Raw genomic sequence first — 12,637 nt, forward strand, 5'->3', positions numbered from 1 at the left:
CTTGAGAACAACACATTTGGAGGAAATAACAATTATGGAGTTTACATCAAAGGGACAAACAACCCAATAATATTCAAGAACAACACCATTGAGAACAATGCGAATGGAGTTTATCTGCAAGACCTAACAGTCTCTGGAACTATCGTCTTCTCCCCATCAGATAACAGCGTTGGAGACAATGGCGGAACTCAAATAGATCTCAGGAGTCTGTCTGGAGGAAGCGTAACGGTTAGAGACCTCTCCTTTGACAACTCTGTCAGGAGTTACAGCTATGGAATTTATGCGACGTTTGTTAGCAACCTCTACCTTTACAACCTCACAGTATCAAATTCCTCAACCGACGCAATCTACCTCTCCTCTGTCTCAAACTCCAAATTCAGCCATCTAACAATAACCAACCCAACAAACTACGGCATCAACATTGCTGGAAGCATAACAAACGTCACAATAGACAACTCCACAATCTCTGGAGGCTCTTACGGCATTTATGATAAATACCAGTCAATTGATGGCTTATTCACAAACGACACAACCATAAGCTCAGCAAGCACTAATGGAATTTATTTGATTGATAGCTATTACAGTTCTATAAAGAACATCGTTCTTGACAACGTAACTGTTTCCGGCACTGGAAGTTCTGGCACTTACGATGGAGTTTACATCATTATGGGAAATTCAAACAGCCATAACGTCACAATCCTCAACTCCAACTTCTCCTCAAACTTTGGTGCTGGAGTTTACCTCTCTAATGTCAGAGGAACAGTCAGACTTGAGAACAACACATTTGGAGGAAATAACAATTATGGAGTTTACATCAAAGGGACAAACAACCCAATAATATTCAAGAACAACACCATTGAGAACAATGCGAATGGAGTTTATCTGCAAAGCATTTCAAATGCTGAAATTTCTGGAAATATAATCAGCAACAATGGGGCTGGTAGAAGCACATATGGGCTGTATCTCTCCTCATCGAGCAACAACCGGATTTACAACAACCTCTTCAACAACACAAACAATGTCTATCTCGGCGGAACCACGAATTCTTGGAACATCACTAAAACACCCGGTAGGAACATAGTCGGTGGCAATTACCTGGGAGGTAATTACTGGGGTAAGCCTGATGGAACCGGTTTCAGCGAGACTTGTAGCGATGTAGACGGTGATTTGGTATGTGACTCTCCTTACGATTTGTCTGGCGATGGTTCGAATGTTGACTATCTCCCGCTTACTTTGGACAGATTTCCGCCAAGAATTAGCATACTCTCGCCACAAAATAACACGGTTTACACAACTTCAACAGTCCAAATAAACGTCTCCGCCAGCGATCCATCTGGAATAAATACAGTTATCGCTGAAATTGATGGAACAATCAGCATAACTCTAACCCAGAGTGATGGTTATTACGTTGGTAAAACTCCTGAACTTGGTGATGGCAAGCATCAGATTCGAATTTATGCAAACGACACATTTGGCAATGTCAATTCAACTGAGGCTGCATCCTTTGCTGTTGATACATCACCTCCATCCGTAACCTTCGTCTCGCCAACCCCTGCAAACGGAACGGTGACCAACCAGACCATGACGATAGCCGTGTTGGCGTCTGATCTGGCAACGAACGTGACGGAGGGGCGGATTGAGGTCAACGGAGTGAACCACACGATGGTTGCATCGGGAAGTGGAAAAACTGTCACCTTTTCCTACCAGCTGTCAGAGGAGGGGGTTTACGAGCTCAGGGTGTGGGTCAGCGACGAATGCGGCAACCTGAACTCTACCGGGCTGGTGGTCATAACGATTGATAAAACACCCCCCGTAATTTCGATATCTGCACCACAGTGGCTCTACAGAAACTCGAGAGGGAATCTGACCATCCAGATAAGCGACGATAACCCCTCCACATATCGCGTCATTCTCAACGGATCGGTGGTTAAGTCCGGCACGTATTCCGGGGAGAGGCTAAACGTCTCCATAGACACATCGAGCGTAGGTGTGGTGATGTACGAGGTGTGGGCCAACGACACCGCCGGTAACGTCAACTCCACGGAGGTTGAGGTCAGGGTGGTCAACAACCCGCCGCACGCTTCGTTCACGTTTTCACCGTCCAGCCCGTATGTGGGCGAGACGGTGGAGTTCAACGCGTCCTCGAGCTTCGATCCGGACGGTCAGCTGGTTAACTACACGTGGGACTTCGGAGATGGAGGTGGCGCTGAGGGGGTTGTGGTCACGCACGCCTTCTCCTCTCCGGGTAGCTACGTGGTGAATCTCACTGTCAAGGACGACGACGGAGACGCGAGCTCTGTAACCGAGACGATTACTGTCAGGGCGAGGCCATCCGTGAGTGGAGGAGGTGGCCTGGCGGGAGGTGGCGGAGTCTGGATAGTCCCGTCTGGAGAAGGGCAGGAAGCTGAGGAAAAGCCTGTCGTGGAGGAGGTAGCTGAGGAGAAGCAGCAGGAGCAGCCACAGCAGGAGAAGAGCGAGATCCAGCCACCGTCGGCTGGTGAGGCTGGGGAGCAGGAGGAGGTACAGAAGGAGGAGCAGCAAGCTGCCGAAAAGCAGGTGCCAGCGGAGAGTGAAGCCGGTGGTCAGCCACCCGCTCAGGAGCAAATAGGGAAAGAAGAGGGCGAAGAATCAGCAGGCGGAGTTGGAGGCACTTTGATCCCGGGAATGGAGGCAGTTACTGCTGTGTTGGCTGTGGGTGCTGCAGCACTGATCTTAAGGAGGAACTGAATTCAATCCTTCCCTGTTTTTATTTTCTTTGGACTACCTTTATAAACTTAAGATGTTGGTAATGAAAAATTACGAAAGATTTAAATTACGTTAACGTTAATTTTTCCACGGTGGAACCATGACCAGAGTTGCTGTTGTCGGTGTGGGTTATAGCGGTTTCAACACCAACACGCCCGACCTCAGCTGGAAGGAGCTGATGTACGAGGCGGCTGTCAGGGCTTACGAGGATGCAGGAATCAACCCGAGGAGGGACGTGGACAGCTTCGTAACGTGTGCAGAGGACTTCTGGGAGGGCTTTGCCATCTTTGACGAGTTCGTGCCGGATCAGCTCGGGGCAGTGCTGAAGCCAACCCTGACCGTGACTGCCGACTTCCTCTACGGACTTGCAACAGCGTTCATGCACATAAAGAGCGGCCTTGCAGAGATTGCCGTTGTTGAGGCGCACAGCAAGGCCAGCGACATCCTGACGTTTGGCAACGTGATGAAGTTCGCTTTCGACCCGGTCTGGCTCAGGCCGATAGGCAGGGCACATCCCTACTACTTCGCCGCCCTGGAGAAGTCCTACTACTCCAGCCTGAGGGGCTACTGCGACGACGTGTATGCTGAGGTTGTCGAGAAGAACAAGAGGAACGGCAGGCTCAACCCGGACGCCCCTTACTCAGGCAGCGTTACGGCTGAAGACGTGCTCAGCAGCGAGCCAGCTTTTTACCCGCTCAGAAAGCTCGAGATCGCTGAGAGGGCTGATGGAGCAGTTGTGTTCGTGCTCGCGAGCGACGAGGTTGCGAAGCAGCTCACCGACACTCCCGTCTGGCTGGACGGGGTGGGCTGGTGGAGTGAGACGAGCAACTATGACACGATGAGCTTCACCGCTGAATACACCAGGAGGGCTGCGGAGATGGCCTACGACATGGCAGGCATTGAACATCCAGCCAGGCAGATCGACATCGCTGAGGTGGACGACAGGTTCTCGTTCAAGGAGGTTCAGCACATCGAAGCTCTCAGGCTTGCCAAACCGGGTGAGGTGGACAAGCTTCTCAGCGAGGGCTACTTCAGCAGGGATGGAGCGCTGCCCGTGAACGTTTCCGGAGGAAACCTCAGCGTCGGAAACCTGCTCGAGGCCACTGGCGGTCAGAAAGCCCTCGAGATAGTCCTCCAGCTGAGGGGTGAGGCCGGGAAGAGGCAGGTCGATGCAGAGGTCGGTGTCGCGCAGGCGTGGAGATACATTCCAACGGCAAGCGGTGCAGTTGCTGTCTTCTCGAGGTGATACGCCATGTTCGAAAGGGTTAGAGGTTTGAAGTTCCACAAGAAGCAGGATGTCGCGATCGTTGGTGCCGGAATCACTCTCTTCAGAAGGAGGATGAACGAAACCGGAAAGGAGCTGAGCTACTACGCGGTAAAGCAGGCCCTCGAAGAGGCAGGGCTTGAGATCTCGGACATCGACATGGTTGTGATGGGCTCCGCTCCCGATGCTTTCGATGGAATCCACATGAAAGGAGAGTACCTGCTTGACGGAGCCGGAGGAAGCAACAGACCCTACATGAGGGTCTTCGTCGGTGGAGGTACGGGAGTATTCGCGCCAATAGCCGGATACTGGCACGTTGCGAGCGGACTTGCAGATGTCTGCCTTGTGATTACTGAGGAGAAAATGAGCTCTGTCCATCCACATCCGCAATCTGCCTTCAAGTACATCTGGGATCCGATTCTTGACAGACCGCTGAACCCCAACCTGATATGGATCTTTGCCCTCGAGATGAGGAGATACATGCACGAGAACAACATAAAGCACGAGGACATCGCCCTCGTATCGGTGAAGAACAAGAGCAACGCCCTCGATCATCCGGCTGCGCAGGTTGCGGAGAAGATAACTGTTGAGGACGTGCTAAACAGCGAGCCCATGGCACTGCCGGTCAGAAGGCTCGATGTCTCTCCTCCAAGCGATGGAGCCTCCGCTCTGATAATGGTTGCCCCGCACATTGCGAGGCAGCTCACGGACGAGCCGGTCTGGGTTGATGGAGTTGGCTGGGCCCTCGACACGACATGGTGGACGAACAGAGATCTTTACTTCCCGAGGTATGTTGCCGAAGCAGCAAAAATGGCGTACAAGATGGCTCACATAACCGACCCGAGGAAGGAGATTGACGTCGCGGAGCCATACGACCCGTTCGACTACAAGGAGCTGCATCACATGGAGGGTCTGGGGCTTGCGAAGAAGGGAGAGGCACCGATACTGACGAGAGAAGGTGTGACGGCGAGAGACGGTGATCTGCCGGTCTGTCCGAGCGGTGGACTGCTCGGTGTTGGCAACCCGATCGCAGCTACGATGGGTGTCAAGGTTGCGGAGCTGTACTGGCAGCTCGCCTACAGGGCCGGAAAGAGGCAGGTAGCCAAGGAGGTTACCACCGGCGTCGCTCAGGCATGGGGCGACCTGATGCAGGTTGGAACCGTTATTGTTCTCTCCAACAAGAGGTGATCGTTATGGCGGTTGGAAAGAAGAACATCTCCGCTCCTCCGTACGTGAAGGGGCACGGAATTGAGGCGGAGGATATAAAGGAAGGAAACGTGACATATGTTGAGGTTCATCCTGACGTGAGGTATCAGTACACTGCCGGGCAGGCAATCAGCAAATTCCTGAACGGCCTTAAGGAGGGCAAGATCCTCGCGACGAGGTGCAACAAGTGCAGGAGGGTGATGGTCCCGCCAAGGATGTTCTGCGAGCTCTGCTACAGGCCCATCGATGAGTGGGTCGAGCTCAAGGATACTGGCACGGTCGAGACGTTTTCCATATCGTACATAGACCCTGACGCACGGCCGCTCGACGAGCCGGAGATCGTTGCGGTGATTTCCATAGATGGAGCCTCTCCTAAGATGGGCATCCTGCACAAGCTCGGCGAGGTCGAGCCGGACAAGGTGTACATCGGGATGAAGGTGAAGGCAGTCTGGAAGCCGCCCGAGGAGAGGGAGGGCATGATAACAGACATCCTTTACTGGAAGCCTGTGGAGGGGTGATGGCGATGGTGTTCAACGAGAAGATTGTTGACCCTGCAGAGCTCAGGCACGTTGAGGGTAAGATCGAGCTCTACTGGATCTACACGAGCGGAGAGGCGGGTGATGCGTTCTTCAAGAAGCTCAGGGACGAGGGCAAGTTTCTGGCTGCAAGGTGCAAGAAGTGCGGTCACGTTTACTTCCCGCCGAGGATCTACTGCGAGTTTGACTTCGGCGAGACGGAGTTCGTGGAGGTCAGCGGCAGGGGATGTGTTAAGGCCTTCGCAGTTGCCAGCTACGACACGTACGGGGAGAAACTCGAGAAGCCTGAGATCTACGCGATCATCGAGATGGAAGACACGGACGGCTCAATCGTCCACCTCCTCGGAGAGGTCGAGCCGGAGAGCGTTGAGGTGGGCATGAAGGTCGAGCCGGTGCTGAAGTCGAAGGAGGAGAGGGAGGGCAGGATAACTGACATCCTCTACTTCAGGCCAGTTTCCTAATTTTTTTGCTCAGGTTTTTTAATTATTAAAAATGGGGGTGGTGAATGTGGATTTTAAGCTTACGTAAGAGCAGAGGATGATTGCAGATGCAGCCAAGGACATCGCGAGGGACTTTCCCCCCGAGTACTGGAGGGAAAAGGACGAGAAGGGCGAGTTCGCCGAGGAATTCTGGAGGGCAATAAGCAAGGCGGGATTTCTGGGAATAGTGATTCCCGAGGAGTACGGCGGTGCCGGAATGGGTGTTACGGAGCTGCTGATAGCCATGGAGGAGCTCGCCGCAAACGGTTGCGGAATGGGAGGAGTGTGGTACTTGGTTCTGACAGAGGTTTTTGGGGCGCTGAGCATAGTGAGGCATGGGACTGAAGAGCAGAAGGAGAAGTATCTGCCGAAAATTGCGAAGGGTGAGCTGGAGTTTGCGATGGCTCTGACAGAACCAGATGCGGGAACGAACACGCTCAACATAAGGACGAGGGCAGTCAAGGACGGAGACGAGTGGGTGATAAACGGGAACAAGATATTCATAAGCGGTGCCGACAGGGCGAAGGGGATGCTTATAATCGCGAGAACGACTCCTAAGGAGGAGGCGCCAAAGAAGACGTACGGAATCAGCCTCTTTCTCGCGGACCTGCCAAATCCGGCAGTGAAGGTGAACCCGATTCCCAAGCACGGGATAAACTACTCCAAGACCTGCGAGGTGAGCTTCAACAACCTCAGGCTGCCTGAGGACGCACTGATGCCCCCCCAGGACGAGGGCTGGTACATGATCCTCGACACCCTCAACCCGGAGAGGATGAGCTTCGCCGCTGCCGCAATAGGTATCTCGAGGCTCGCGATAAGCAAGGCCGTGGAGTACTCCAAGCAGAGGAAGGTGTTCGACGACCCCATAGGCAGCTACCAGGGCCTGCAGTTCCCGATTGCCGAGGCTTACGCGACCCTCGAGTGTGCGAAGCTGATGAACCTGAAGGCTGCCTGGTTGTTCGACAACAACGCCAGCTACAAGGAGATTGGTGAGGCCTCGAACATGGCGAAGGTTGTTGCGGTGGAAGCGGGAATAAGGGCAGTCTACTGGGCGATGCAGACGTTTGGCGGTTACGGATACACGAGGGAGTACGATGTGGAGAGGTGGTGGAGGGAGATCAACCTGATAAGGCTCGCTCCAGTTACGCAGCAGATGGCCCTCAACTACATAGGCGAGCACGTCCTCGGAATGCCCAAGAGCTACAGGAGCTGAGACCATGGCGGTGGAGTTTGAGGAGAGGGACGGAGTAGTCTGGGTGAGGTTCAACAGGCCCGAAGCGCTCAACGCAATAAACGAGCAGTTCGTTCAGGAGTTCAGGAAAGCCGTTGAGTACGCGAGGAACAGCAGGACGGCGAGGGTGATGGTCGTAACGGGGGAGGGCAAGGCTTTCTGCGCGGGAGCAGACATCAAGATGTTCTCCGAAACCGACGTGTTCAGGGCGAGGAGGATAATCGAGGACCTTGGAGCGCTGCTTGAAGATCTTGAAGAGCTCGACATTCCTGTAATAGCGGCGATAAACGGCTACGCGCTTGGTGGGGGCTGTGAGATAGCCATGGCCTGTGACATCATCATCGCCAGCGAGAAGGCGAGGTTCGGGCAGCCGGAGATAAACATAGGCATAATACCGGGTGCTGGGGGTACTCAGCGCTTTGCGAGGCTCATCGGGTGGAAGAGGGCCATGGAGCTGAGTTTGACAGGAGATCACATCTCAGCAGACGAAGCGTACAGGCTCGGTCTGGTAAACAGAGTCGTCCCGCACGAGAAGCTGATGGATGCTGTGAACGAGCTGGTGGAGAAGATAAAGTCGAAATCTCCGTACGCGGCTATGCTGGTGAAGCACGCCGTGAACAGGGGCTTCAAGATGAGCCTGAGGGACGGGATAATGTACGAGAGAGACCTCTTCACCATAGCGTTTGCGAGCCCTGACTCCAAGGAGGGCTTTTCGGCTTTCGTGGAGAAGAGGCAGCCGAACTTCGAAAAAGAAAGAAAGTGGATTTAAACAATTCCCTTTTCCCTCAATTTTTCCAGCTTCTCTCCCGAAATTCCGAGGTACTTGCCGTAAATGAACTCGTTGTCCGCTCCGATCGGTCTGCAGGCCCACTTCACTCTCCCCGGAGTTCTTGACATGAACCTGAACGTCGAGTTCGGGATCAGCAGCTCTCCGTAGTGTGGATCGTTCAGCTTCACGAACGTTTTTCTTATGTGGTGGTGCTCCACCTCGAGCACCTCCTTGGGTGAGTTCAGCCTTCCCGTGACCACGGTCCCCTTCTTGTCCGGCCTTCTCGAGTACTCCATTATCATGTTCAGCAGCTCCTCTGACGTGTGCTGGGACGTGAACTTCTCTATCTCGTGCTGTATGGTGGGCTGGTTCTCGGGGGTGAGCCTCTCCTTGGTGGTCGGGAACCTCTTCTGCAGGTCCGGACGGCCCATGATCTCGCACAGCGCCGCCCAGTTCGGATCCGTGAAACCGGACATGAACACATACCCATCCTTGGACTTAACGTAGGTGTACGGGAAGACCGCGTAGTCGAAGTTTCCTGCCCTGACCATCTTCCTGCCGGACATGTGGAAGTACTGCATCAGGTAGTTGGCGATGGCCATCAACCCCTCTGATGGGGCGACATCTATGAACTGCCCCTTTCCAGTCCTGTGCCTGTGGAACAGTGCGAGCTGAATTCCGAGCGCCGCCCATGCCCCGCCAACATACCATCCCATCCAGTTTCCGTGCTTGAGGGGTCTCTTGTACTCCTCCGGAACCTCAGGATCGAGGTCCGGCTCTCCGGTTACTGACATCACCACTCCCCTCGCCTGATCCACAAGGTCGTAGCCCGGCTGGTTTCCGTGCTTCTCGCTGTCCTTTCCGAACTGGCCGAAGCTGTGTATCGCGCAGTAGATCAGCCCCGGGTTGATTTCCCTGAGCTGCCTGTAGCCTATGCCGAGGGAGTCCATGTACCCGGGCCTGAATGTCTCGATGATGACGTCTGCCTTCTTCGCGAGCTTCCTGAACATCTCCCTCCCCTCATCGCTCTCGAGGTTAAGCGTCACGTGGAACTTGTTCCGTCCCTCTGTCAGGTACGCAAGCCCAGCGTCGCCCACCATTATGCCGAAGGGAGTCATCTTCCTGGCTATGTCCCCTTCGGGCGGCTCTATCCTTATCACCTCGGCCCCGAGCTCTGAGAGCAGTGACGAGGCGAAGAGGCCAGCATAGCTACCGTAGCTAAGGTCAAACACGACGATACCCTCAAGCGCCTCCGGCTTTCCGTAAACCTCGTCAGGACTCGTGAGGGAGTAAACGAACTTCGCGTACTCGGGATCAATCGCCATTCCGACAATCTTCTCCTCCATTGCCATCACCTCACGGGAACTTCAACCCCTTCCTTCCATCCCAGTCCGGAGGAGGGGTCTGCGGCGCAACGTTCGGATCCCACTTGTAGATGACACCCTCCTCCTCAAGCCTCCTGATTTCGTCCATGCCCAGCCCGAGAACTCTCGTCAGCACGTACTCGTTGTCGAATCCAAGCGGCCTCGCGCCCCACTTGAGCCTGGCGGGCGTCTCCATCCTTGGGGGATAAGCGGGCTCTACAAGCCTGCCGTAGAGCGGATCGTGGTACTCCTGCACCGCCCCCCTCTCCCTGAAGTGCTCGCTGCTGTAAGCCTCCTCGACATCTATCACCCTGCTCGCAGAGAAGCCGAGAGTGTCTGCCAGTTCCTCTATTTCTTCAACGGTCCTGCTCTCGGCCCACTTCGCTATCTCCGCAAGAATCGCCCTCGCGTTATCATCCTTCAACCTCTCCAAGGGGTTCCTGAACCTCTCGTACAGGTCCATCCTGTCCATCGCCCTGCACAGTCCCTCGAACTCTCGCTCCGTGAACGCTGCTATCGCAACCCACCCGTCCCTGCACTTGAACAGATCTGATGGACAGATCGCAACGTCCCTGTTCCCGTACCTCTCCCTGTTGTCGCCTGTTTTGAACACGTAGAGCCATGTCCAGTCCATAAACCTGATGACGTTCTCAACCTGTGAATAGTCTATGAACTGCCCCTCTCCACTCACCTCCCTGTAGTTCAGGGCCGTGACTACAGCGAGGGCGCTCATAAGTGCTGTTATCCAGTCCGCTATCCAGACTCCCGATTTTATCGGTCCCCTGCCCTCGTGGCCGGTTATGTAGGAGAGCCCGCCCTCGCTCTGGGCTATCGCGTCGTAGCTCGTTCTTCCGGTGAATGGCCCCCAGCTTCCAAATCCGGAAACGTGTAGCTGGATTATCTTCGGGTTGATCTCCCTGAGCCTGTCGTAGTTCAGCCCCCACTTCGCGAGCCTGCCGGGAGTGAGGTTATCCACAACGACATCGCTCTTCTTCACGAAGTCGTAGAACAGCTTCCTCGCCTTTGGATGTCCGAAGTGCATTCCCACCCAGTACTTGTTGTGGTTCTGCTCGAGAAGTCCCGGAGAGAGGTTCTTCCAGTAGTACGCGAATGGAGAGACGTACCTCATCTGGTCTCCCCTCTTGGGCTCGAACTTTATCACCTCAGCCCCGAACTCCGCGAGGATGTCAGTTGCCGCGGGCCCGAGAACGACCGAGCATACCTCGAGCACTCTCACGCCCTTCAGTGGCTCGTCTTTTTCGAAGAGGTCTCCACCCAGAATGTTCCTCACGAACTCCCTGAACTCCTCCAGAATATCACCTCCTGTTCCTGTTATTGTCATTATTAAATCTTATATATTTTACTGCACGGGAAATCAGTTGTCGGGCACCTTCACACTGCTGAAAGAGCGGCCAGAAGCAGGAGCATGGCGAGGGAAATCAGACACCCAAGCTCTCCGGCAAGAAACGTGATGACAGTGAGCCTCGAGCCGAGATATGGGCCGAACATGGAGATGTTTGCTGGCATTGAACTCCTGAGCCCCTCGACGACCCTGTGCAGCATCTGCGCGATAATGAGGTTGAGGAGCGCATCCTTCCCGCTAACAAGCCCTTTGGCCATTAGTGACCCTGCAACGCCAATACCCGCCACGGTGCTGCCTGCACCTGCCGACACTATCGCAAGCTGTGACGTGGCGAGCGGCACCCTGTTGAGACCCGCATCCACGAGCAGGAGAACTGCAAAAACAGAAGAAATGAGTATCGCCGCTACTCTCACGAACTGCCTTATCGACTGGGCAACGCTCCCCTTCACGGATGTCTGAAATTTGATGCTGACCACTCCGCCTTCGAGGTACCTCCTCCCAGCGAGTACACCAATGAGCGTGACAAGGAGCTTGGACCCCAATTCGAGAAGAATGTAGGTGAGTCCGTACCTGAGTCCGAGGGACGAGAGTGCCAGGGGTCCCATTACGAGGAGGACTGACCTGACGCTCATCGGAAAAGTGCCCACTATTGTGCACACGATCACCTCCCTGTCGCTGATGACGCCCCTTCGTCTCATCTCCGACAGGATTGAAAGAGCAGCATACCTGTCTGCAAAGAACGCCGCTACCGGAACTCCGCTTTTCAGATTCGCGGTTTTTGCGAGCCTTTCAAAGGATTTCGCAATCTTCCTGAATTTCGGTGTCGAGAACAGAACTCCTGCAAGGACCATGCCTGCGAACATCCTCGGCAATACGAGTTCCAGGATCGCCATGCCCTCGCTGATCACTCCCTGTACCATTCATTGTTACTTTTATGATCCTTATTAATAAAATTTTCTAAAAGTATTGGCAAAAATCTCATTTTTTGCTATTATACTAAAATAATTTCTTAATTAGTGTTAAGATTCGAAAGATTTTTAATACCAAATGCAGGGGTTGCGAGAGATGGATGTAAAGGACAGGATCCGGAGGTACTGGGACAGGAGAAGTGCGACCTACGACAGGTCGCCGGGCCACAGCGGTCTTGAGGACGAGTGGAAAGAGCTTCTCTCAGGTGTTTTTACAGAGAGGATGAGAATCCTGGACGTGGGCACCGGAACAGGATTTCTCGCAATTCTGCTTGCCGAACTCGGACATGAGGTCACGGGAATTGACCTCTCTGAGGGGATGCTCAGCATTGCGAGGGAGAAGGCAAGAAGAGCCGGTGTCGAAGTTGACTTCAGAGTTGCCGATGCGGAAAACCTCCCCTTCGACGACGAGAGCTTCGACGCCACAATATGCAGACACGTCCTCTGGACACTTCCCAATCCGGAGAAGGCCATAGGAGAGTGGAGCAGGGTCGTTCGGAATCGCGGGAAGGTAGTGGTGATAGACGGCTCGTGGCGCGGCAGTGGGCTGAAGAGGGCGGTAGGCAGATTTCTCGTTTCCGTCTACGAGAGGAGGAACCCTTTTGGGCGCACGGGCTATGACGGGGAGGTCAGCAGGCACCTGCCACTCCACGGGAAGATGACTCAGGACAGGGTTGTCTGGCTTATGGAGAGTGCCGGGCTCGGAAAAATC

General features: G+C 54.3%; 11 protein-coding genes. 8 read left to right on the forward strand and 3 right to left on the reverse strand.

Going from position 1 to position 12,637, the window contains the following annotated elements; all coding sequences use genetic code 11:
* The 7 genes from ACXJJC_RS06340 to ACXJJC_RS06370 form a co-directional block, all read left to right on the forward strand.
* On the forward strand, nucleotides 1–2,727 hold a 2,727-nt coding region (locus ACXJJC_RS06340), incomplete at its 5' end, for a NosD domain-containing protein (RefSeq protein ID WP_456370284.1).
* 118 nt (nucleotides 2,728–2,845) lie between these two features.
* Entirely contained in the window at nucleotides 2,846–3,991 is a 1,146-nt protein-coding gene (locus ACXJJC_RS06345; RefSeq protein ID WP_456370286.1) for a thiolase domain-containing protein, read from the forward strand.
* 6 nt (nucleotides 3,992–3,997) lie between these two features.
* On the forward strand, nucleotides 3,998–5,197 hold the full coding sequence (locus ACXJJC_RS06350) for a thiolase domain-containing protein (protein WP_456370288.1): 1,200 nt from the start codon (nucleotides 3,998–4,000) through the stop codon (nucleotides 5,195–5,197).
* A gap of 5 nt (nucleotides 5,198–5,202) precedes the next feature.
* Entirely contained in the window at nucleotides 5,203–5,733 is a 531-nt protein-coding gene (locus ACXJJC_RS06355; protein WP_456370290.1) for a Zn-ribbon domain-containing OB-fold protein, read from the forward strand.
* Nucleotides 5,733–6,212, forward strand: coding sequence for a Zn-ribbon domain-containing OB-fold protein (locus tag ACXJJC_RS06360; RefSeq protein ID WP_456370291.1), 480 nt, complete (start codon nucleotides 5,733–5,735; stop codon nucleotides 6,210–6,212). The genes ACXJJC_RS06355 and ACXJJC_RS06360 overlap by 1 nt, the downstream gene beginning before the upstream one ends.
* Nucleotides 6,213–6,288: 76 nt before the next feature.
* Nucleotides 6,289–7,443, forward strand: a complete 1,155-nt coding sequence (locus tag ACXJJC_RS06365; protein ID WP_456370293.1) for an acyl-CoA dehydrogenase family protein — start codon at nucleotides 6,289–6,291, stop codon at nucleotides 7,441–7,443.
* 4 nt (nucleotides 7,444–7,447) lie between these two features.
* Complete coding sequence (locus ACXJJC_RS06370) at nucleotides 7,448–8,230, forward strand: enoyl-CoA hydratase/isomerase family protein (protein ID WP_456370294.1); 783 nt, start codon at nucleotides 7,448–7,450, stop codon at nucleotides 8,228–8,230.
* Here ACXJJC_RS06370 and ACXJJC_RS06375 read toward each other — a convergent pair.
* From ACXJJC_RS06375 to ACXJJC_RS06385, 3 genes are read right to left on the reverse strand one after another with little or no spacing between them, the layout of a single operon-like run.
* Entirely contained in the window at nucleotides 8,227–9,576 is a 1,350-nt protein-coding gene (locus ACXJJC_RS06375; RefSeq protein ID WP_456370295.1) for a CaiB/BaiF CoA transferase family protein, read from the reverse strand. The two genes, ACXJJC_RS06370 and ACXJJC_RS06375, sit on opposite strands and share 4 nt — an antisense overlap.
* 10 nt (nucleotides 9,577–9,586) lie before the next feature.
* Nucleotides 9,587–10,936, reverse strand: coding sequence for a CoA transferase (locus tag ACXJJC_RS06380; protein WP_456370297.1), 1,350 nt, complete (start codon nucleotides 10,934–10,936; stop codon nucleotides 9,587–9,589).
* Nucleotides 10,937–10,986: 50 nt separating this feature from the next.
* Nucleotides 10,987–11,877 carry a hypothetical protein gene (locus ACXJJC_RS06385; protein WP_456370299.1) on the reverse strand — a complete coding sequence of 297 codons (891 nt, stop codon included), beginning with the start codon at nucleotides 11,875–11,877 and terminating at the stop codon, nucleotides 10,987–10,989.
* Nucleotides 11,878–12,022: 145 nt separating this feature from the next.
* Here ACXJJC_RS06385 and ACXJJC_RS06390 point away from each other — a divergent pair.
* The coding region (locus ACXJJC_RS06390) for a class I SAM-dependent methyltransferase (RefSeq protein ID WP_456370300.1) at nucleotides 12,023–12,637 on the forward strand (615 nt) is incomplete at its 3' end.

It is taken from the genome of Geoglobus sp., assembly GCF_054018175.1.